Origin of the sequence: Methanobrevibacter oralis (assembly GCF_001639275.1) — an archaeon.
In the GTDB taxonomy this organism is placed as follows: domain Archaea; phylum Methanobacteriota; class Methanobacteria; order Methanobacteriales; family Methanobacteriaceae; genus Methanocatella; species Methanocatella oralis.
Genome location: NZ_LWMU01000103.1, coordinates 14,071 through 35,456, shown reverse-complemented (window position 1 = coordinate 35,456; position 21,386 = coordinate 14,071). Strand labels below are relative to the sequence as shown.

Annotated in this window: 33 protein-coding genes; 3 read left to right on the top strand and 30 right to left on the bottom strand. The window is 30.6% G+C overall.

Annotation, left to right across the window (positions count from 1 at the left end; translation table 11 throughout):
• The 26 genes from MBORA_RS08495 to MBORA_RS08370 all read right to left on the bottom strand — a co-directional run bounded on the left by MBORA_RS08495 (position 1) and on the right by MBORA_RS08370 (position 13,962).
• Positions 1-438 (bottom strand): uL15m family ribosomal protein, encoded by a 438-nt coding sequence (locus tag MBORA_RS08495; protein ID WP_042694567.1) that lies wholly within the window; start codon positions 436-438, stop codon positions 1-3.
• 15 nt (positions 439-453) lie between these two features.
• The gene (locus MBORA_RS08490) at positions 454-912 is read right to left on the bottom strand and encodes a 50S ribosomal protein L30 (protein ID WP_042694568.1); all 459 of its coding nucleotides are present in this window, start codon (positions 910-912) and stop codon (positions 454-456) included.
• A 12-nt stretch (positions 913-924) separates the two neighbouring features.
• Complete coding sequence (gene rpsE, locus MBORA_RS08485; protein ID WP_042694570.1) at positions 925-1,566, bottom strand: 30S ribosomal protein S5; 642 nt, start codon at positions 1,564-1,566, stop codon at positions 925-927.
• Between the two features lie 2 nt (positions 1,567-1,568).
• Positions 1,569-2,150 carry a 50S ribosomal protein L18 gene (locus MBORA_RS08480; RefSeq protein WP_042694572.1) on the bottom strand — a complete coding sequence of 194 codons (582 nt, stop codon included), beginning with the start codon at positions 2,148-2,150 and terminating at the stop codon, positions 1,569-1,571.
• A gap of 11 nt (positions 2,151-2,161) precedes the next feature.
• Positions 2,162-2,608 (bottom strand): 50S ribosomal protein L19e, encoded by a 447-nt coding sequence (locus MBORA_RS08475; RefSeq protein ID WP_042694574.1) that lies wholly within the window; start codon positions 2,606-2,608, stop codon positions 2,162-2,164.
• Positions 2,609-2,740: 132 nt separating this feature from the next.
• Positions 2,741-3,070: a 50S ribosomal protein L32e gene (locus MBORA_RS08470; RefSeq protein WP_042694576.1), complete on the bottom strand. Its 330-nt coding sequence runs from the start codon at positions 3,068-3,070 to the stop codon at positions 2,741-2,743.
• 13 nt (positions 3,071-3,083) lie between these two features.
• A complete protein-coding gene (locus MBORA_RS08465; RefSeq protein WP_042694578.1) occupies positions 3,084-3,620 on the bottom strand; it encodes a 50S ribosomal protein L6 in 537 nt (178 codons plus the stop codon).
• 8 nt (positions 3,621-3,628) lie between these two features.
• On the bottom strand, positions 3,629-4,021 hold the full coding sequence (locus MBORA_RS08460; protein ID WP_042694580.1) for a 30S ribosomal protein S8: 393 nt from the start codon (positions 4,019-4,021) through the stop codon (positions 3,629-3,631).
• An 11-nt stretch (positions 4,022-4,032) separates the two neighbouring features.
• Entirely contained in the window at positions 4,033-4,176 is a 144-nt protein-coding gene (locus MBORA_RS08455; protein ID WP_042694582.1) for a 30S ribosomal protein S14, read from the bottom strand.
• An 8-nt stretch (positions 4,177-4,184) separates the two neighbouring features.
• A complete protein-coding gene (locus MBORA_RS08450) occupies positions 4,185-4,697 on the bottom strand; it encodes a 50S ribosomal protein L5 (protein ID WP_042694584.1) in 513 nt (170 codons plus the stop codon).
• Complete coding sequence (locus tag MBORA_RS08445; protein ID WP_042694585.1) at positions 4,694-5,422, bottom strand: 30S ribosomal protein S4e; 729 nt, start codon at positions 5,420-5,422, stop codon at positions 4,694-4,696. The genes MBORA_RS08450 and MBORA_RS08445 overlap by 4 nt, the downstream gene beginning before the upstream one ends.
• A 1-nt stretch (position 5,423) precedes the next feature.
• Positions 5,424-5,774 carry a 50S ribosomal protein L24 gene (gene rplX / locus MBORA_RS08440; RefSeq protein WP_042694586.1) on the bottom strand — a complete coding sequence of 117 codons (351 nt, stop codon included), beginning with the start codon at positions 5,772-5,774 and terminating at the stop codon, positions 5,424-5,426.
• 9 nt (positions 5,775-5,783) lie between these two features.
• Positions 5,784-6,182 (bottom strand): 50S ribosomal protein L14, encoded by a 399-nt coding sequence (locus MBORA_RS08435; protein WP_063720543.1) that lies wholly within the window; start codon positions 6,180-6,182, stop codon positions 5,784-5,786.
• Positions 6,183-6,186: 4 nt separating this feature from the next.
• Positions 6,187-6,504 (bottom strand): 30S ribosomal protein S17, encoded by a 318-nt coding sequence (locus MBORA_RS08430; protein ID WP_042694659.1) that lies wholly within the window; start codon positions 6,502-6,504, stop codon positions 6,187-6,189.
• A gap of 11 nt (positions 6,505-6,515) precedes the next feature.
• On the bottom strand, positions 6,516-6,794 hold the full coding sequence (rnp1, locus tag MBORA_RS08425; protein WP_063720542.1) for a ribonuclease P protein component 1: 279 nt from the start codon (positions 6,792-6,794) through the stop codon (positions 6,516-6,518).
• An 85-nt stretch (positions 6,795-6,879) separates the two neighbouring features.
• Positions 6,880-7,218, bottom strand: coding sequence for a stress response translation initiation inhibitor YciH (gene yciH, locus MBORA_RS08420; RefSeq protein WP_042694590.1), 339 nt, complete (start codon positions 7,216-7,218; stop codon positions 6,880-6,882).
• Complete coding sequence (gene rpmC / locus MBORA_RS08415) at positions 7,219-7,425, bottom strand: 50S ribosomal protein L29 (protein ID WP_042694591.1); 207 nt, start codon at positions 7,423-7,425, stop codon at positions 7,219-7,221. It abuts the gene before it with no gap.
• Between the two features lie 32 nt (positions 7,426-7,457).
• Positions 7,458-8,216, bottom strand: a complete 759-nt coding sequence (locus tag MBORA_RS08410; protein ID WP_042694593.1) for a 30S ribosomal protein S3 — start codon at positions 8,214-8,216, stop codon at positions 7,458-7,460.
• On the bottom strand, positions 8,216-8,680 hold the full coding sequence (locus MBORA_RS08405; RefSeq protein ID WP_042694595.1) for a 50S ribosomal protein L22: 465 nt from the start codon (positions 8,678-8,680) through the stop codon (positions 8,216-8,218). The genes MBORA_RS08410 and MBORA_RS08405 overlap by 1 nt, the downstream gene beginning before the upstream one ends.
• Positions 8,681-8,692: 12 nt before the next feature.
• Positions 8,693-9,103 (bottom strand): 30S ribosomal protein S19, encoded by a 411-nt coding sequence (gene rpsS / locus MBORA_RS08400; RefSeq protein WP_042694596.1) that lies wholly within the window; start codon positions 9,101-9,103, stop codon positions 8,693-8,695.
• 15 nt (positions 9,104-9,118) lie between these two features.
• Entirely contained in the window at positions 9,119-9,844 is a 726-nt protein-coding gene (locus MBORA_RS08395; RefSeq protein WP_063720541.1) for a 50S ribosomal protein L2, read from the bottom strand.
• 12 nt (positions 9,845-9,856) lie between these two features.
• Positions 9,857-10,117, bottom strand: coding sequence for a 50S ribosomal protein L23 (locus MBORA_RS08390; RefSeq protein WP_042694598.1), 261 nt, complete (start codon positions 10,115-10,117; stop codon positions 9,857-9,859).
• 23 nt (positions 10,118-10,140) lie between these two features.
• The gene (gene rpl4p / locus MBORA_RS08385) at positions 10,141-10,905 is read right to left on the bottom strand and encodes a 50S ribosomal protein L4 (RefSeq protein ID WP_042694600.1); all 765 of its coding nucleotides are present in this window, start codon (positions 10,903-10,905) and stop codon (positions 10,141-10,143) included.
• A gap of 2 nt (positions 10,906-10,907) precedes the next feature.
• Positions 10,908-11,918, bottom strand: a complete 1,011-nt coding sequence (gene rpl3p / locus MBORA_RS08380; RefSeq protein ID WP_042694602.1) for a 50S ribosomal protein L3 — start codon at positions 11,916-11,918, stop codon at positions 10,908-10,910.
• Between the two features lie 342 nt (positions 11,919-12,260).
• Positions 12,261-13,088: a putative RNA uridine N3 methyltransferase gene (locus MBORA_RS08375; RefSeq protein ID WP_063720540.1), complete on the bottom strand. Its 828-nt coding sequence runs from the start codon at positions 13,086-13,088 to the stop codon at positions 12,261-12,263.
• 244 nt (positions 13,089-13,332) lie between these two features.
• Positions 13,333-13,962: an METTL5 family protein gene (locus MBORA_RS08370; RefSeq protein ID WP_042694603.1), complete on the bottom strand. Its 630-nt coding sequence runs from the start codon at positions 13,960-13,962 to the stop codon at positions 13,333-13,335.
• A 68-nt stretch (positions 13,963-14,030) separates the two neighbouring features.
• Here MBORA_RS08370 and MBORA_RS08365 point away from each other — a divergent pair, with 68 nt between their 5' ends.
• Together MBORA_RS08365 and MBORA_RS08360 are read left to right on the top strand one after the other, a co-directional pair.
• Positions 14,031-15,524: an acetyl-CoA carboxylase biotin carboxylase subunit gene (locus tag MBORA_RS08365; RefSeq protein WP_042694605.1), complete on the top strand. Its 1,494-nt coding sequence runs from the start codon at positions 14,031-14,033 to the stop codon at positions 15,522-15,524.
• Between the two features lie 19 nt (positions 15,525-15,543).
• Positions 15,544-16,461, top strand: coding sequence for a biotin--[acetyl-CoA-carboxylase] ligase (locus tag MBORA_RS08360; RefSeq protein WP_042694607.1), 918 nt, complete (start codon positions 15,544-15,546; stop codon positions 16,459-16,461).
• A gap of 190 nt (positions 16,462-16,651) precedes the next feature.
• Here MBORA_RS08360 and MBORA_RS08355 read toward each other — a convergent pair whose 3' ends face one another.
• The 3 genes from MBORA_RS08355 to MBORA_RS08345 all read right to left on the bottom strand — a co-directional run bounded on the left by MBORA_RS08355 (position 16,652) and on the right by MBORA_RS08345 (position 19,128).
• Positions 16,652-17,821, bottom strand: a complete 1,170-nt coding sequence (locus MBORA_RS08355) for a TIGR03576 family pyridoxal phosphate-dependent enzyme (protein ID WP_042694609.1) — start codon at positions 17,819-17,821, stop codon at positions 16,652-16,654.
• 1 nt (position 17,822) lies between these two features.
• Positions 17,823-18,152, bottom strand: coding sequence for a hypothetical protein (locus MBORA_RS08350; protein WP_063720539.1), 330 nt, complete (start codon positions 18,150-18,152; stop codon positions 17,823-17,825).
• Between the two features lie 454 nt (positions 18,153-18,606).
• Positions 18,607-19,128: a FumA C-terminus/TtdB family hydratase beta subunit gene (locus tag MBORA_RS08345; RefSeq protein WP_042694611.1), complete on the bottom strand. Its 522-nt coding sequence runs from the start codon at positions 19,126-19,128 to the stop codon at positions 18,607-18,609.
• 107 nt (positions 19,129-19,235) lie between these two features.
• Here MBORA_RS08345 and MBORA_RS08340 point away from each other — a divergent pair, with 107 nt between their 5' ends.
• On the top strand, positions 19,236-21,056 hold the full coding sequence (locus tag MBORA_RS08340) for a DUF2070 family protein (RefSeq protein ID WP_042694613.1): 1,821 nt from the start codon (positions 19,236-19,238) through the stop codon (positions 21,054-21,056).
• Here the strand turns inward: MBORA_RS08340 and MBORA_RS08335 are convergent.
• The gene (locus tag MBORA_RS08335) at positions 21,051-21,323 is read right to left on the bottom strand and encodes an EMC6-like membrane protein (protein WP_042694615.1); all 273 of its coding nucleotides are present in this window, start codon (positions 21,321-21,323) and stop codon (positions 21,051-21,053) included. The genes MBORA_RS08340 and MBORA_RS08335 overlap by 6 nt on opposite strands.
• Positions 21,324-21,386: the final 63 nt, after the last annotated feature.

The following is a 21,386-nucleotide window of genomic DNA, read 5'->3' as shown; positions in this document are numbered from 1 at the left end:
CTATAATTCTATAGCTTCTCCTCCTAATTCTTCAATTTTTTCAATAGCAGATGATGAAAAATTATGAGCTGAAATTATGAAAGGTTTAGTAATTTTACCTTTAGCTAAAACCTTATCATAACCTAATTCAGTTACATCAATAACAATAGAATCACCATCTTTAGATGCTTTACCATTAGCTATTAAATTATTAGCTTGTTCTTCTAAATAGCCTAAGTTAACAGCATTAATTTTTTTAATCATTTTTTGAGGTCTTTTAAAACCGTGTTTACCATAGTGATCAGGATCAAACTTGACAGTCCAAGTCCAATGTTGTTTACTTGCACCAGCATTACCCTTACCCCCTTTGTTACCTGCACCTCTACGTTTTTTAGTACAGCCACCACCGTTAGATCTAGAACCTCTAAGTTTATTAATTTTACGTTTTGTTCTAATCATATTAATACACCTAATTTAAAGCATTCTTTTTGCAAGGTCTTTTATTTCTTCTCCCCTGTAACCTAAGGTTCCTCCCTCTCTGAAAGATAAACGAATATCTTCATAACCTTTTCTTGGAGGATGTAAACGGAATACAGGTTTGATGTTTACATCAGCTAATTTAACTTCAGAATTGATTAAAGCTTCAGCTAATTCTGAAATATTATTATAATCAGAATTTTCAGCTAAAAATTCATCAGTGACTTTATCATTACCAGAAATTCTTCCTCTTTTTGCAATAATATCTGCTAAAAGTTCAGAATCGATTTCACCCCATGTAATGTAATCCTTAGCTTTTTGAAGCATGCCTTCATAACTAGGATTTTCTTCAATTAAAGTTGCATGGCTGATTCTTGTAAGATTTAACATGTCTAAGGTGTCTGCAATACCTTTAATGACACCAGTAGTTCCTCTAACTCTAATAACTAAAAACATATTAATCACCAACTAGTAATTTACTCCCATTTTTTTAAGGTCAGATTTACTAGCTTTAACTTTACTTGATTCTTTTAATGCATCGAAAATTGCATTAGCAAAGTTTACAGTAGTTTGAGTTTGTCCAAAAGATTGTGACCATACATCTTTAATACCAGCAAGTTTTAAGATAGTTTTACCAACATCTCCAACTGCTAAACCTACTCCAGCAGGTGCAGGCATTAAAGTTACCCTTACACTACTAGTTTTACCTTGTACTTTAAAAGGTACAGTGTGTTCTCTTCCACAAACACAACCCCAATCTCCACAACCTCTTCTAACTTTAATAATGTTATACTTAGCATTATCAACAGCTTTTCTGATTGCAGGACCAACTTCTTTAGCTTTACCTTGTCCTAATCCAACATAACCATCTTTGTTACCAACAGCAACAATTACTCTAAAATTAACTTTTCTACCAGATTTATGCATCCTTTGAACTAAGTTAACATCCATTACTTCTTCTTCTAAATCAGGAATTAACGCATCAATAATCTCTAATTCCATAATAGGGAGACCTTTTTCAAAGATTTCATCGATATCAGTAATGGTTCCATCCTTAACTAATCCACCTATCTTAGTTTTAGGTTCCCATTCATCCATATTAAAACTCATATTTATTCCTCTGCCTCATCTATTTTATTTTTAGTTTCATCGAAGTTTTCAGGTAAATCTACAGGCTGAAGACCTCTTTCTAAATATTTTGAGAATTTTTTAGCAACTTCTTCATCATCTAAAGATTCAGCATAATTTGCAATATGTTCTCCACGAATACGTTCATCATCTGGGAAAATGAACTCCCCATGAGGAACTTCTAAACCAGCATCTACAGCACCTTTAAGAGCTGCAAAAACTTTTGACCCTTTAATAGGTGCTTTTAAACCAATGTCTAAAATTGCAGATTCTACACCATTAGCTAATGCCCTTTTAGCACATAAATATGCTGTTAAATAGAATGCTGGAAGGTTAGCTGTACTTCCTAAATATCCATAGTCAGCTAATTGTTTACTGACTGCAGAAGCAACAGTAATATCCCCTTCAGGAGCATAATCAACAATTTGAACAGTTGCATGAGCATTAGAAATTCTAACAACTAAACGAGATTTATTATAGTCAACTAATTTCATTCTTGCTGAATAATCAGTTTTTCCTTCTCTTCTTCTTCTAAATGCTACTTTATAATTTGATCCTTGTGCCATGTTTATTCCTCCTATTTAATCAAATCATGGTCACGAGCATATGTTTTCATATAAGATTTACTTCTGAATGCTCCACCTTTAGCCATTTTATATAACTTACGATAGGTAGTGGCATCAATTTCATTAGCATCACGCATTTCTTTAAGGTCTTTTCTTAAAGCCCTAATAGTAGTCATCCATGCTTTCTTTTTAGGTTTACGAGCATTTTTAGCCCCTTTAATACTACCACTACCTTTTCTTTTACCTTTTGCTTTTTGTTCCGCGATTTTTTTAGATCTGTAGCTACTAATACCTTTTTGAGGTTTTGCTTTAATAGCTCCATCATCAATTAACTGCTTAACTCCTTCTCTAGTCATCATTATAGAAACTTCTTCCATCCTTTCAGGATCAATCCATACACGATTAAGACCTACTTTAAGGATGCTAGCAGCTAATCTTTTTTGAGTTGTAAGATTCATATATATAATCCTCCGTTTTCAGCATAGCTGATAAATTTAGACATAAAATCTAAATTCCCTTAAATATTATTTAAATAGAAAAATCAATTCATAAAACCCGGAATTGATTAATCTTGATAAAATATGAATAAATTATTTATTTAAAACTTTAATTCCTAATTCTGATGCTTTTTCTAACATCAAATCTTTTTTCCTTTTTCCAACAGAAGCACTTATTCTTGCAGCATCACATGCTGGATCTATGCTTTCTAATTCAGACATATTATGAACAAGAACATCATTGTATCCAGATGGATGTAAATCCCTAATAGCTCTAGGAGTTCTGTAACCAATAGCTGGCATATCAGGTTTACCTGCTTCATATCTTCTCATTTTACTGGTTTTACCTCTAGGGCGTCTCCATTTGATTCCAAGCTTTTTATAACGAGCATATTCTTGTCTTTTAAATCTTTTATTAGCCATCTAAATCACCAAATTATTCTTTGCTTGTTAAATATATTCCATCTTGGAATACTCTAGGATCTCTTCCTTTAATTTTAGTTGCTTGTTCTAAGTTAGCCATAGTTTGACCAACATGTTCCTTATTAATACCAGTAATTGTTACTTCATCACCTTTTACTGCTACTTTAGCACTACCTACTATTTTAGCATTTCTTGGGTGTTTTTCCCCTAAGAAGTTATCAATTACTACTTTATCACCGTTAACTTTAACGGTCATTGGAAAGTGAGCAAATACTATTTTCATGTGGTACTCGAAACCATCAGTTACACCTTTAATCATATTGTTAATGTGTGCTTTTGTGGTTCCAATCATTGCTTTATCTTTCTTTTTTGGAAATGCAGTTTCTAAAATAACTACATCATCATTTTTATTAATACTTACATTAGGATAAGTAAATACTCTGGAGTCTTCTCCATTAGGTCCTTTTACTGAGACCTCATTATTTTTAATTATAACTTCAACGCCTTCAGGGATTTCTAATTCTTCCCTTATAGCTGCAGCTACTACCATTATATCACCTAATACATGTAAGCCAACAAACGTCCACCAATTCCTCTTTCTTTAGCATCATGATGGGTCATGATCCCTTCAGGAGTAGTTAGTATTAAAATACCAAAATTTTTTGCTGGCAAATATCTTTTTTCAAATTTTTCAAATTCATCTTTTTTAACAGCATGACGAGGTTTAATAACACCACATTTGTTGATGTTACCTTCTAATTCTACTATGAATTTTCCTGCCCTGTTATCATCAATATATTCAAAATTACCAATGTAATTCTCTTTTTGCATTGTGCTTAAAACTTCTCCAATTAATTTAGAAGCAGGAGAAATAACGCATGAATCATTTACTTGTAATTCATTATTTCTAATATTAGTTAAAGCATCTGCAAGAGGATCCATAAGACTCATATTTAAAACCTCTAATTATATTTTTTAAATCCTATTTTAGGAGCTATTTCTCTAAAACATTGTCTGCATAAATTTAAACCGTATCTACTAATCATTGCAGAATGGTCTCCACAGCGACTACATTTTTTTGAAGCTTTTCCGTATTTTCTTGGCAAGTAATCACCTATTCAGTTACATAATTAACATTAAATTCGTTTTCCATAAATTTCATAGTTTCTTCTTTAGTGATTCTATGTTTTTGTGGAACTTTCTTTTGTTGGATTTTTCTTCTGGCTATCCTATAACCTGGTTTTTCAAAAGTAACAGATACATTCATTCCAAAAATACCAATATCTGGATTATATTTCATTCCAGGAATATCAATATGTTCCTTAATACCAAAAGAAAGGTTACCTTGTGCATCGAATTGAGTAGGTTTAATATTTCTACTAATACCTTCTAAAACCATGTCAATAGCTTTATCAGCTTTGTCGCCACGTAAAGTTAATTTACATGCAATTGGTTGACGTTTTCTAATACCCCATTCTGGATTAGTTACTTTAGAGTAAGTTTTTACAGGAATTTGATTAAACATTTCTTCTAAAAGAGTAATAGCACGGGATAACTTTTCACCTGCTTCTCCAACACCAATACTAATAGTAGCTTTTTCAATTTTAACTTCATTCATTGGGTTCATTTGTTAACCTCCAATAAAGAAATTACAGATGAATCTTCGCCAATTACAAATGCGTAATCTTTTAAAGTTAAAAATTCTTCTTTAGCACTATTTTCAATAATAATAGTGTTAGGGTTAGAAGATTTATTTTCAATTATTTCACTTACAGTACCTAATTCCCCAGTATGTTTACCTCCAGTTACAAGAACAATCGCACCTTCTTTTAATGGATAAATTTCATTAATTTCATTTTCAGGTACTTTTAAAGAAATTACATCTCCAACAGAGTATACATCTTCATCAACTATTAAATTTTTACCATCATGGAAGTTTAATTGAGTTTTACCACCTTTAATGGTTGATTTGTTAACAATTTTGGATAATTTTAAAGTATTATCTTCAATTAAATCTAATTGTAATCTAGATTTTCTATCTAAGAGAACTCTGTAAGATTCACCAGTTTTAGGAATATCAACAATATCCATAAAACCAACAGGGAATTTATAATCTTTAACTACTTTTCCATCTACTAAAACATTACCTGAGTTAATAATCCTTTTAGCTTCTCTAGAGTTATCAGCTAATTTTAAGATATCTCTAATAACTAAAGTTAAAGGAATTGAATCTTCAATAGAGTGTGAACCTGCAGAAGGTTTTACAGTCCAGGTATCTTCTTTAGGATGAATTGGCCAAGATTTTGGTGCTTTATATCTTTTAAGATGTTTTCTAGATCCCATTTTAGCCATATTAACTATCTCCTTTATTTTTAATTCTTCTATCGTCATCTAAGTCTGCGTCAATAATCATTAAGTTAGAAGGGTCTACTGGGAGAAAAGTGGTAGTTCCATCAGGTTTAGCTAAAGTAACTTCTTCAATTGTTACTTTATATGAAGAATAATTTACATCAATAACCTTTCCTTCATGTCCGTCGAAATCTCCACGGAGAACTCTAACTGTATCTCCTGATCTGATTGGTAAAGATCTCTTACCAATATCTGCCCTTAATTCTTTACTTAAGGTAACATTTAAATGTTTACCACGAGTGTGAGCAGGAGCATTATAAAGAGCTTTTCTTTGTTTTCTTGGTTGTTTTGACATTTTTTCACCTTATACTAATATACTTGCTGCACTACCAACACTAGGCCATCTATCAGCTGCTTCTTTAGCTACAGGACCTCTTACTTCAGATCCTTTTAATATTCCTTCAGGAGTAATAATAACTGCTGCATTATCTTCAAATTTAACACGAAGCCCATCAGCACGTCTGTACTCTTTTTTTTGCCTAACTACAACTGCATTAACAATTTCTCTTCTCATATCTGTAGTTCCTTTTTTAACAGAAGCAACAACTAAATCCCCAACTCCAGCAACGTCGAGTCTTCTTCTTACACCTTTGAATCCTTTTACGGATATGATTTCAATTTCACGTGCTCCAGTATTGTCAACACATTGAAGAGTAGCTCCAATAGGTAATGCTTTAGATACACTTGAGGTTAATGGTTTCATATATTTACTCTCCTTTAACTTCAATTAAAACAAAATGCTTTGTTTTACTTAATGGTCTACATTCTGCAATTTTTACAGAATCACCAACATTCACATTAAAACAATCTGGTTTGTGAACATTGATTTTAGATTTCCTTTTTTCGTATCTTTCATACTTTCTAATGAATTTATAGTAACTACGTTCAACACTAATAGTTCTTTCAGCTTTGTTACTCACAACAACACCTTCAAGAACTTGACCCCTTACTGGTAAAGTCCCATGGAAAGGACAGTTAGGATCATCGCATGTAGTTTCTGGTTCTTGAACATTAAGTCCGACCATATTATCACCATTTATATTTTTTTAAACCTTTTTTTTATTCTATCTTCAGGACGAATAGACAAAATATTACCATCAACTTCAACTTTTTCCCCATTAGAAAGTTCAAAAGTAAATATTGAACCTTTCTTTGGAATAATCTTTTCAGATTTATCCGATTTTTCTATTTTAATGGTATTTTTTGTCTCATCAATAATAATCCCATTTAATTTAAGAGATTTATTTTTAATACTTGATACATAAACATTTAATCCAATAAATTCATGATGAACTAAATTATTCGACGTAATCATAATTTCAATCTCTTATAATATTTACAATAAATAATGCAGAAAATTACAATATGTTATTGAAAAACATAAATATCGAATAGATGAATTATTTCCTTTTCTTATTACTCTTTTTAGATTCACGGATCTCAATAGTATCAGATGAAAACCCTAAATCAGATAAAACTTTCTTTACTTTAACTTTATGATCTCCTTGAAGTTCTATTTGACCATTTTTAGCTGTTCCTCCACAAGCACATTTTGCTTTAAGAGTCTTAGTAAGTTCTTTGATATCTATATCATGTTCATCTATACCTTCGATAATAGTCATGAGTTTACCGAATCTTCTCCTGACAGTGAAAACTTTTAGAGACTGAACTTCACGTGCTATTTCTTCGCAAACACAAAGTTCTTCGGGAAGCCCACATACATCACAGATTTTTGACATTTAATTCTCCTTTTGTTTTTCATTTAATATTGTAAGAACACGAGCAATTGTTCTTTTTAATTCTCTAATTTTTCCAGGGTTTTCACTTACCCCGGCAGCTGCACTTTTAGAAACATTTTTGGATAATTCAATTTTGAGTTCAACTAATTTTTCTTGAATCTCATCAACTTCCATATCCCAAATTTCTTTACTTCTTAAAATCGCCATTGTTCCAACTCTTTAAGATAATTAAATTAATTTTAACTATCATCATTTTCTACTTCTTCAGCAGATTCTTCTTCGACAACTTCTTCTAATTCGTCAAGATCTTCTACTTCTTCAATGATATCATCTTCAATGATTTCTTCGCTTTCAATATCAATTTCTTCCTCTTCAACAACTTCACCATTTTCAACAATGGTTACAGTTGAAGGTAGAATCTCAACTGAATCAGGTAATACGGTTTCAGGTGGCATAATTCTTACATAAATTCCCAAAACACCAGGTTTTAATTTAACAGTAGCGAATCCTTCTTCAACAAATCTAATGGAAGGTTCTCCACATTTTTTAATATAACCTTCGACAAATTTAGCTACAGCAGATCTTGAACCTCTGATTTTACCAGAAATAGTAATTTCTACACCTTGAGCTCCTGCACCCATAATTCTACGAATAGTAGAGTAAGCTACTCTTCTGAAGTGCATTCCTCTTTGTAACATGTTAGAAATTTTATAAGCCATAATTTTAGGATTGAGTTCAGGTACATCAACTTCTTTAACTTCAATTTGAGGATTATCTAATCCAAATTCATCTTTTAAAGTGTTAGTAATAGTTCTAACATTTTTTCCACCTCTACCTATAACCATACCAGGTCTTTCAGCATAAACAACGACCATAGTACCTAAAGGTGTGATTTGAACATCCATACCCCCGTATCCTGCTCTCTCCAATTCTTTTTCTAAATATTCGTCAATTCTGGTTCTTCTAAGACCTTCTGTGACAAAATCTTTTTCTATCATTAGTTAGCCTCCTGTAAGACTATTTGAATATGAGTAGTTGATGTATTGAAAGGAGTTGTTCTACCGAATGCTCTTGGAATGTAACCTTTAATTACTAATCCTCTATGACTAGAAATATGTTCAATGAATAACCTTTCAGTATCCATACCTTTGTATTCAGCATTAGCTTCAGCATTTTCTAAAACTCTTAAAATTTGCTCAGCTGCTTTTACAGGATACCTACCAGAAGGCCATCCTTCTTGTCCTTTTCTATGACCAACTTTTTTATTATGTCTTTTGAAAGGAACTGATTTTTTCATCGCAATAACATCATTAAGGTAATTTTTAGCTTTTTCCACATCCATTCCTCTGATTGCACTGCAAATCTCAACACTGTGTTTTGGAGAAATTTTAAGAGAACTTGCCATAGCACGTGCAGTTTTTGCTTCGTCAACATCTTTATTATAAGCGTATTTTTTAGCCATGATCTAATCTCCTTATTTAAGTGGTACAAACATAGATGATCTTGTAGCACCCATACCTGGGTCTCCATGTTGAACTCTTTGTCTAGTTGGTGCAAATTCACCAAAATAATGACCAATCATTTCTGGTTCAATAGTTACTTCAACAAAATTATGACCATCATAAATACCAAAAGTAGTTCCAACCATTTCAGGTATAACAATCATATCTCTACAATGGGTCCTAATTACAACAGGACGACCATTTTTACTTCCTTCCTTATTTAATTTTCTCATTTTATCCAAAACAATTTGTTGTCTTGGTAAAAATCCTCTTTTTAAAGATCTTCTTTGTCTTGCTGGGAATAATTTCATTACATCCTCTAAAGACATTTCTTGTAGTTCTTCAAGAGTATAACCTTTATATTTAAATACTTTTCTTGCCAATGAAACACCCTCTATCTATCTTTTTAAACCTGTTCTTTTAGCTGCAATTGAACCAACTTTTCTTCCCGGTGGTGCATGTCTTGAAACAGTAGTAGGACGACCAGGATGTTGTCTGTTACCTCCACCATGAGGGTGGTCAACAGCATTCATTGCTACTCCTCTAACAGTCATGAACTTCTTACCTTTAGCTTTGTAAGCATGCCATTTTTTACCTGCTTTAAGGAATGGTTTTTCTTTTCTTCCTCCACCAGCTACAACACCAATACTTGCACGACATTTAGGATTTAAATATTTTAATTCCCCAGATGGCAATTCTACAACAGCTTGATTTGCATCATGAGTGATAACTGAAGCATAAGTTCCAGAAGATCTTACAAAACGACCACCATCTCCAGGTGTGTTTTCAATATCATAAATTGGAGTACCTTCAGGAATTTCAGCAAGAGGTAATGTATTTCCAAACTTAATAGGAGCAGAAATACCACATTCAATTTCATCATCAATTTGAATGCTTTCAGGTGCTAAAACAAATTTCTTTTCACCATTTTCAAATTTTACTTCTGCAATAGGAGCAGTCCTTGCTGGGTCATGTACAATGTCTATGACTCTCCCTTTAATACTACCTTTTTTTTCTAAAGCATCATAAGATCTGTATCTGATTTTATCTTTGAAACGATGAGAAGCAACACGGTGTACAGGAGTTCCTTTTCCTCTTCTTTGATGAATTAATCGTTTTCCCATTATAATTTCTCCTTAGAATAGTCCTAATCTGACAGCGAGTTCTTCTGCCCTTTCATCTTCAACGAGTTTAATATATGCTACTTTTACACCTTTAGGAGTAATATGAGTATTAACTTTAGCTACTTTTTCTTCGTATAACTCTTCAAAAGCTCTTTTAATAACATTTTTATTAGCAGTACGCCTAACAACGAAAGCAATCTCATTATTTTCATCTATTAAATTCATTGTTTTTTCACTAACATGAGGTTTAATAATAATTGAATATGAATCCATAATAATCACCTTATTTATCCAAATTATTGGAATAAACCTCCTAATTTTTCAACAGCTGATTTTGTGTAAATAGTAAGTCTTCCTGGGTGAGTACCTGGTGCTAATAATTCAGCATTTAAGTTTTCAACAACCACAACATCTAAACCTGCATGGTTTCTTGCACTTAAACTGATACCATCATCTTCACCAACAACTAAAAGGGGTCCTTTTACTTTTTTGTATTTTCTTCCTCTAGTTTTACCTCTACCCGCTCTTATCCTTTTACCTTCTTTAGCACGGATAATATCATCATAAACTCCTAATTTTTCAAAGATTTCACGAGTTTGTTTAGTAGTTTTAACAGAACATATTTCATCTTCAACAATAATAGGTACTTGTTCTAAATCTGCAACTTTGTGACCTCTGTTTTCAACAATTTTTCTATTAGTAGTTGCTGCTATAGCAGATCTAATTGCAAATCTCCTTTCTTTTATGTTGATTTTTTCGTGATGATTTTTTTCAGCTCGAGTAGGGTGAGCTCTCCTACCACCAACAGCCATTGGTACAAAAGCTGCTTTGGAACCATTTTTAATCCTAGGTACTCTTGCAGTTCCTCTACCAGAACCCCAACCTTTAGCGGTGGTTCTTTTACCAGCTTCAGGATCATTACCCCAAGGTTGTACTCTAGCAGATTGTGCAGAAAGTACAGCTCTTTTGATTAAATCTGGTCTGTATACCTCATTAAAAATAGCTGGAAGTTCAATTTCTTCTTTAACTTCCCCATTAATTGAATAAACATTAACTTTCATGATTATACCCCTTGTTTAGATTTAGTACTAATGTAATTAATTTGAGGTATATCCTCAGCTTTGTTATTAGGTCTAATAGGTTGTCTTAAGATTACTAACCTTTTAGATGGTCCTGGAAGAGAACCTTTTACTAAAACATAATCATTTTTAACAACACCATATTTCACAAATCCCCCATCAGGGTTAATCTGATCGACTTCGTCAGCAGATGCGATTTTTAATATTCTTTTATTGAATTCAGTTCTTTTATGGTACCCCATTTGACCTGCTTGAGCTACAGTCCACATAGTCCTACGTGGAGTCCAAGGACCAATAGAACCAACGTGTCTACCTTTACCTGCCCTTACAGCTTTACCATATTGAATCCTAATTCCCCATCTTTTAACTACACCTTGGAATCCTTTTCCTTTTGTAGTAGCAATTGCATCTACAAATTCGCCTTCATTAAAGATTTCATTAGCTTTTACCTCATTACCTAATAATTCTAATGCGGTATTTAATTTTTCTTCAGGATTTGCTCCCCCAATACCACATTCAAAAATATCTGGTTTTTTCTTAGGTACGCTAGTTACTTTTGGATTTGTGTGTACTAAGACCTTAATATCTTCTGTGTTTTCTAATACACCTTGTATTTTTGCAATAGCTTCAGATTTATTGTACTCTTTAGGAAGAGAAATTTTCCTAGAAAGTTCTTCATCCAAATTATCTGCAATTACTTCAGTGATAACTTTTAAACCACGAGAAGTTTTTTCATATGCTCTAATTCCCATTACTACGACTGGAGGTACTTCTAATACAGTTACTGGAGTGAAAACTTCCATACCATTTGTTGGAGAGTTTTTATCAGTATCAATGACTAAAGCATGAGTCATACCGACTTTGTAACCTGCTAGGCCGAGTAATTTAGGTTCATCATTTTGAGGCCAAGATTTTACACTAGGAGTTTCTTTAGCTGCTCTTTTTCTTGGACTAAAAGCAACTGACCCTTTTCTTGGCTGGTGATGTCTTACCATTTATTTTAACCTCCTAATTTATATTTTCCTTTTATTTTTTAATTAATTTAATTTAAAGTTGATAATAACCAAAATAATAGTTATTATTCTAGTTGATAAGATTATTAATAATACAATCCCATCTGAAATAATAAATAGTTACAAAAAAAACTTGTAACTAGATAAATATTAAATTTAATATATTCTATCGAGCTAATCTAAATTGAAGCACAAATAGAAACATGTTTAATGTATAAATCATCTGTGCTAAGTATTTTTTAGGTGAGTCCCAAAAACACAATGTATAAAAAGTTGAGCGAATCATCTATTAGCAAGTGATAAAAACTAATAAACAATAGAGAATTAAAATCTCATAAAGTTAAATAAAGAAAGTGTAGCGACAACCGCCTCTTCAGTCCTAACAGTTTCAGTACCTTGATTGGGAATAGAATTTAATTTAATATAATCCCAATTTCCATTAGATACATCTTCAAGAATTGAAGAATATGGGCCACCAAATAAAATAGCAATACTTTTACATTCATCTACTTTATTTTTTAATTCATCAAAAATAGAATCAATATAATCTCCATACTTCGTAGTTTCAACTACAAAATCTGGTTTTATTAATTTTAAGCTATTTTTAAGACTCTTATAAGAAGATATTACATTATATCCCCAGTAAATGTCATCTGGTTTATCAGGTGTGACTATTACTTCTTTCTTAGCAATTTTAGTTATCTTAAAGTCAAAAATTTTTTTAACTGAAAGTTGTTCTTTGCAGAATGCAAGTTTATCCATACCTATATCTACAAAAGTTCCTTTCTTATTTCTTTTAACGGTAAATCCTTGTCTATAATCACCCACGTCTGGTTGATCATTAACAGGATGATTCGGAGTCCTAAGTGGTGGAAGAATACCAACATGCTTTAATTTTGCTTTAATAGGAAATGCTTGTTTCCTTAAATACTGTGGAGTATTCATAAAATTCAAAATTTCAGCAATAAATTCCCCATCATTTTCTCCATCTTCATTTTTAATATGATTATCATTATAAATAACCGCATTATCAACCTGAAATACGCCTAAAGCTCTTCCTAAAATTCCTACTTTATAAGTACGAACTTTTTGATCTTTAGACTCAGAAAGAAATGAGTTTGGAATAAATATAGATAGCTCATCTTTATACATTATTACTATGTATTCGTAAATAAAGTATATAAAGATTATCCTACATTTATATAGCTATCACTAAAAGACTAATACATTTACAAAATATTATATCACTTATAATATCTGTAGCTTCTTTTCATGCTACCAACTTTTTTTATACTCAGAGAATATATTAATATAAAATATATATAAAATAGTATATAAAGATATTGATTTTTAGGCATGCTAAATAAAAAATTAAAATAATTTAAAAAAATAAAGATTAAACAATCGCTCTAAACACTATTACATCAATGTCTTTCTTTTCTTTTGTGTGAAATTCATAAATATTTGGAATAGGGAATTTGTATCTAAAAATATGAGTAATTTTTAAATCATTATTTTGATAATAATTTATAAGATATTCCTCTGTTGAAGCCATGTGAAATGAATATAATACATTAGCAGAAAAACCTAATGCTTTTTTTACAAATTTTAAATCTCGACCTTTTTTAGCTTTTCTTTGAGATCCAAATGGAGGATTTTGAAATATAGTATCTACATCAAACATTTCATCTAAATCACAAATATCTTTATTGATAAATTTTACAAAATCAACATTTAACTTATCTGCAACCTCACGAGCCAATCTAACTGAATTAATATCTATATCTACACCAATTGCAAAATTTGCACCAAGTAATACTGGAGCTATCGTAAATATCCCAGTTCCACAGCATAAATCCAAAATGTTTTTATTTTCAATATCCCCCAAAGAAAATGCATTCCATAACAAATCAGATGCAATAAAAGATGGAGTAGAATACTGTTCAAGACCTACATCAGGTTTAGGGTGATTTGGAATAGATTGAATCATCATTTCCAAATGTTTTTTACGAGTAATCTTTTTCATAATCAACATCTTTAATTATTATTTAATATATAATTATATTATCTAAAAAAATTACTTTGAGGTTTCCTATGTTTGAAAAAATTTTGATTGCAAATAGAGGAGAAATTGCAATAAGAGTTATGCGAGCATGTCGCGAACTTGATATTAAAAGTGTAGCTATCTACTCTGATGCAGACACTACTTCCCTATATACAAATTATGCAGATGAAAGTTATCCTTTAGGTAATCCTTCCCCTGCAAAATCATATTTAAATATTGAAAAAATTATTAACATTGCTCTTGAATCTGGTGCTGATGCTATACATCCAGGTTATGGATTCTTAGCTGAAAATCCCAAATTCGGAGAAGAATGTGAAAAAAATGGAATTAAACTTATCGGACCAAGTGGAAAAGTAATAAACCAAATGGGGGATAAAATTACATCAAAAGCTCTCATGAAAAAAGCAGGAGTTCCTGTTATTGAAGGTACACCTGAAGGTATTACTGACCTTGATGAAGCTAAAGAAATAGCTAGACAAATTGGGTATCCTGTAATTATTAAAGCATCAGCAGGTGGTGGAGGTATTGGAATGCGTGCAGTTTATGAAGAAGATGAACTTGTACGTGCAATTGAATCTACACAATCTGTTGCTTCTACAAACTTTGGCGATTCAACTGTTTTTATTGAAAAATACCTTGAAAAACCTCGACATATTGAATTCCAACTTTTAGCTGATGAACATGGAAATGTTATTCATGTAGCAGATAGGGAATGTTCTATTCAAAGAAGGCATCAAAAATTACTTGAAGAATCTCCTTCACCTATTATGACCGAAGAACTAAGAGCAAAAATGGGTGAAAGTGCTGTAAAAGCTGCTGAATTTATTGGATATTCAAGTGCAGGCACTGTTGAATTTTTATATGACAATGGAAAATATTACTTCCTTGAAATGAACACACGTATACAAGTTGAACATCCAATTACTGAAATAGTTACTAATACTGATTTAATTAAAGAGCAAATTAAAATAGCTAATGGAGATGAACTTAACTATGTTCAAAATGATATTCAAGTTACAGGTCATGCAATTGAATGCCGTATTAATGCAGAAGACCCACTTAATGATTTTGCACCAAATCCTGGAAAAATAACCGGTTATAGATCTCCAGGTGGTCCTGGTGTACGTTTAGATAGTGGTGTTTATATGAATTATACTATTCCAACATTTTATGATTCAATGATTTCAAAACTAATAACCTACGGAAGAAACAGAAATGATGCTATAAACAGGATGAGAAGAGCATTAAGTGAATATATCATTTTAGGAGTAAAAACAACAATACCGTTCCATAAAGCTATTATGAGAAATCCTAATTTCATTTCAGGAGACTTAAACACTCATTTCATCGACCAATATAAAAAAGGAATTGAAAGTGAGATGATAAATGTAATTACAGAGGATTTAGAAACTGTGAATAAGTTAAAATCTACATTTATGCCTAGTAAAAAGATTGCAGCTATTTCTGCTGCTGTTGGATCATATTTAAATACTGCTAAAAATCAACAAATGCAAAAAAAATAAAAAAAAATAGGAGAATTATATGCAAAACGAAATTCTAAAATTATTAAAAAAGGAGAATAAGCTTTCAGATGATACTCTTAATGAAATAAAAGACATTGATATTAATGACTTTTATAATACTATAAAGGAAATTGGTAAACAAAAAACCGATTATATCAATGTATCTAAAATTTTAAAAGATTTACAAACAACTTATATTGGTAAAAACATTTATGCTTACAAAGAAGTTAATTCAACAAATACTGTAGCTAAATTTTTATCAATGAATAATATTGAAAACGGCTCTGTTATCATATCTGAAAAACAAAGCAATGCAAAAGGAAGATCTGGAAAATTTTGGGAATCACCTTTAGGAGGAATATGGTTATCTATCGTATTAAATCCTCAAGTTGAACATTCTAAACTTCCATTTATCACATTAGCTACAGGAGTTGCCGTTGCAAATGCATTGGAAAAAATTGGAATAGATAATGCTGAAATTAAATGGCCTAATGATATATATATTAATGATAAAAAAGTTTGTGGAATCCTTACCGAAGCAATAGCTCAATTTAACACCATTGAAAATGTTATTATTGGTGTAGGTATTGATGCTAATTTTGATTATGAAGAATTCCCTGAAGTTTTAAAAGAAGATTCGACAACTTTAAAAGAGGAACTTGGAGAAGAAGTTGATATCAATTATTTAATTAAAATCTTTTTAGAAGAATTTGAAAAAATTGGAGTATTATTTACCGAAGGAGAATTTGAAAAAATCTTAAAAGAATGGAGAAAACGTTCTTACACAATCGGTAAAATTGTCGAAGTAAAAGAACCATTTAATAAAACATATGATGCTTATGTAATAGGTGTTGATAAAGATGGTGCTTTAGTTGTTGAAAAAATTGATGGAACCTTAGAAAAAGTAATATCTGGAGAATGTATTATTAAAAAATAATTAGTAATAATAGGAACCCTCAATTTATTAGCTCTTTGACATGTTTTTTTAATTTTTTTTCTTTTACTTTGATTTATTATGTGTTTTTAGATGAAATTATAATTTTCATTGTAAGCATTGTTTCATGATATTATTAATAGTTTATATTTTACTAAAAGTAGTTTTAACATTTTCTTAAATCCAACTTTGGTTAAGTATGTTCTGAATTGAAAGTAAATACAATTTCCCTACATTTATCCTCATTTGTAACTACTTCACATAGTTTATTAAATGAGGATTCTATTTTTTTATTTAAATCTGATAAATTTAAATTAAAAGCATCTTTTGTTGAAACATCGAATCTTACTGTTGCTGATGCACCTGGCATTGAAACCGATGGGATTGTTATGATACCATGTTCTTTTAATAAAATAAATGCAAAAACAAATACTAAATCACTATCAGATAAATTATGATTAACATTAACTTCATTAGCTAATCCCTCAGGAGTAATCATGACTCCTGTTGGAGTAGTTTTAAATAAATCAAAATTCTTAGAAAGTAACTTTGCTAATTCATCTTTTCTAGAAAAACCTTTGATTAAATTTTCAGGATTAAAATTCTTAATACCATTTACCATCGCTAAAACAACAGGAGCTTGGGCTTCAAGACCGAATTGATTAACTTTGACTTTAATTTTATTAATTAAATCTTTTTGACCTGCCATTAATCCTCCTCTAGGACCTGGCATTAACTTATCAGTACTTGTTATTGCAATATCTGCTCCCAAATCACATGCTTTCATTTGATTAAAAATAACTGTTCTGAGTCTAGCTCCTGAAGCATCATCAACCATTACTGGAATATTTTTACTATGAGCCATTTCAATGATTTTTTTAAATTCATCCTCATCAATAACATCTAAATCCATAGTAGAACCAGTAACAACAACTAATGAAGTATTATCTGGAATAGAAAATTCTTCAAAATTATCAGTTTCACTATAATTCGCCCCAACTAATTCGCAACTTCTTGGAATTGATGGATGGGAAGGTAATTTTGAGAGATAATGGACAACATTAGAATTTTTTTCAACAAGCGCCAAAATTGTTGCTAAAATACCTGATGAAGTTCTATTTAAAGCTAGAACTTTTTCACCACCCATATGATCTATTCCAACTTTTTGAAGTTCTTCTTCAAAAATAGCTGGACCCACATAAGTTTCCAAAAGACTTATTTGTGATGTAGAAGCAATGAAACCTCCAGAAAGACCAGTTAAATCAAATAATTCACTACGTCCTTTAGTTTCAACAATATTTTTTATAATTAAAAGTGCATTTTCACGTTTTTTAATTTCATCGAAAGAATTATCAACGATCATCTTAATCAGAGTCATCTAATTCTAATTTAAAACCATTAAATGCCTCAGCAAAGGCTTTTAAATCTTTTTCAGAAACGGGTATTGATACAAATTCTTCATTATCCGGTTCTTCATAAGAATATTCAGCATAAGTGATTTTACCTTCAGGAGTTGTCCAAAAGACTAAACTATCACTAAGTTCTTCTGGTTTTTTATTAGGGAAAAATATTTCCACAGAAGCTCCTAATTGACTAAAGAATTTTTCTTTTTCTTCATCACTTTTAATACATTTTTTAATTTTTCTAACTCTAGATTTCAACTTTTTTTCTGCAACTTCATTAATATCAGCCATTATTGCACATCCCAAAATTTTTTATTTAACTTCTATGACTCTTTAAAAGTCACTTCCACTATATGTGGAAACTTTACTAAACAATCTCCTATAATAGGGGTTTTTATCCTTGATTACAATGTATTTATCACAATTTCAAGTATATTCATAAATAATTCTTAAGTTTTAGTTTTAAGTTTTTTTATTTAAGTTAAACACATTATTAATACTTAAAGGAAAAAAACTGTCGTTTTGTATAAATATTTTTCCATTGAAATAACATTTATACTTTACCATTTCTTATAAGATAATCTTTTGCAAATCATCAAATTAATAATGAATTAATAGTCTTTAAATCCCATCTACATAATATTTACTTTAGTATTAGTATTATCTTTAATAAAACCACCAATAGATAAAGCGATTAATAATATAAAAAAAGGATATGAGCTAATATATGCTTTAAAGATATTACTTAATCATATAAACTATTACCATGACTATCCATTGCAACAATAAGAGGTCCAAAATCAACTACTTTTAAATTCCACATAGCTTCAGGCATACCTAAGTCTAACCAGTTCACACTTTCTATTTCGTCGACACAATCAACATATAATGCAGCGCAACCTCCAGTAGCAACTACATAAATAGCTTTATGTTTAACTAAGGCTTCTCTTACACTATCATCCATTCCACCCTTCCCAATTATGATTTTAGACCCCATTTTTATAACATCGCTTTGATATGGATTCATTCGCATAGAAGTGGTAGGACCAATAGCTACCATATTATATTCACCATCTTTTTCAGTTATAATGGGTCCTGCATGAAAAATAGCTGCACCATCAATATCTAACGGAGCACCTTCTTCCAAAATTCTTTTATGAGCCTGATCACGAGCAGTTAAAATATTACCAGTTAAATATACAACATCCCCAGCTTTAAGATTGCTTAAATTCTCACCCTTAACTGGAACATTAATTTTTCTTTCCATTCATACACCTTATTTAAGAAAACATATTTATTAAATAAAAAATCTATACATATATTAATACTTTTAGCTTTATTAAATTTATTGCTATAATTTAAATGAGGAAAATTATGTCGAGTATGAGTAGTGTCGCAGGATTGTCAAAATATATCACAACTCTGCCAAAAACTGAAAAATCAATTTTATTAATTGCTATTGTGAGTTTTATAAGTAGTCTCATATATTTTTCAATACAACCACTTGAAAATATGGGATCTTTAGAAAATCTAATCTATGGGGGATTACTTGGATTAATTGTATTTGGATTAAGTTCAGTTATGAGTGGTGCAATAAACCAACAGGTGATAAGTGGACTTCATGGAATTAATCTTAAAATAAAACATTCAATGTTTTTATCATTTCTTTCTATGACTGCATTATGTATATTGATGATAATAGGAGGATTTATCTCTAAAATACTCCATCAAACTTTATACATTAATTTTATTTTATTTGGTTGTGTATTAGTTTATGGATTTAACACTCTTGTTTTTTGGACTACAGCTAAAGTTAGATTTGTAAAAGCAGCTACTACTGGTTTAGTTCAACCATTATTAATAATTGCAATGTTTGTTTTAGTTTTATTTTTAACTACTGATACTATTTTCGTAGGATCATTAATTCTTCAAATAACATTGAAAGTAATAATTGCTGGAATAATTTTTATAGCAGCCATTTATGCTTTTATTAGAATTATTGCTTCCCCATTTAAAAAGAATTTAAGTATTGGAGTTTTAGATTTATTAAGTTTATTTATTGCACATATTAATGAAGGATCTAATTCTCTTGAAGGATTATTTGAAAACATGAGCGAAGCTATTGATACAATCGTTACTTTTGTAAGTTTTAAAACTGAAAATGGAATTAAATCATTATTTATTTCACCATCTGTTCATCCAGGACCATTAGGAAATCTTGGTGGGTCTAATATGCCTACAATACTTGCAAATAAATTTGATAATTTTACAATGGTTGCTCATGGACCTTCAACACATGATTTTAATCCAATAGCTGTATCAGAAATTGATAAAATTGAAAAAGCAATAAAAAATGGCTTAGAAGATGTTGAATATTCAAAAAGTGCAAGTAAATTTATTAGATATTCAGCTGAAAAAGCAAACATTGGAGTTCAATTTTTCAACGAAGGAATGGTAATATTATCTACTTTTGCACCTGAAGGAAGTGATGACATTGAATTCGGTGTTGGTCTTACAATGATGACTCAAAGTAGGAGTAAGTGCAATATTAAAGATTCTGTGATTGTTGATTGCCATAATTCTTTTACAGAAGAAAGTGGAGAGGTATTACCTGGTAATGCTGAAGTATTCCATTTAATTGATGCAATTGATAAAATTGATTCAAATCAAGAAAAATATTCTATCAAAGTTGGTTGCTTTGAAGATGAAATGAAGACTCTTGATAAACAAAAAGGTGTTGGAGATAGCGGTATAAAAACCATGATTATTGAAGTAGATAATCAAAGAACTGCATATGTCTTATTTGATGCAAATAATATGGAAATTGGATTTAGACAAGAAATAATAGATGCAGTTAAAGATTTAGAAATTGATGAAATTGAAGTTATGACTACTGATACTCATAGTGTTAATACATTATCCAGAGGATATAATCCAATTGGAATTGAAAAAAGAGAAGAAATTATCGAATATATAAAAATAAGTATTAATGAAGCTATAAATGATTTAGAAGAGGTTGAAGTTGGAACTGGAACTAAAAAAATTAAAAATTTAAACACATTCGGTCCAACACATTCAACAGAACTAATCTCAACAATTAGCTCAGTAGTTGCAGTAAGTAAAATTATAGCTCCAGTTTTATTAATTACTGCATTAATAATAGTATTTATTTGGATATTCGAAACAGGATTATAAATACATTGTAAATAATGTATAACAAATAACCCACATAAAATAGAACGGTAAAATTCCATCCCATACCCATTGGCTAGTTCCGGAGATTTCTCCGTGAGCTACCTTTTGAGCAAGTTTACCTACTCCATATAGGATGATTAATGCAGCAAAAAATGCAAAAACATCATTTTTAAATCCAAACCAACCTAAAGTTAAAGCGGTTGAAATAAGACTCGCAATAAGACCAAATAAAATATGAATACATGTAACTTTAACAGTTGCGTCCATTAATATCCTCCATTATAAATTAAATATATTAATATTAATTTACAATTAATTATATATTAAAGT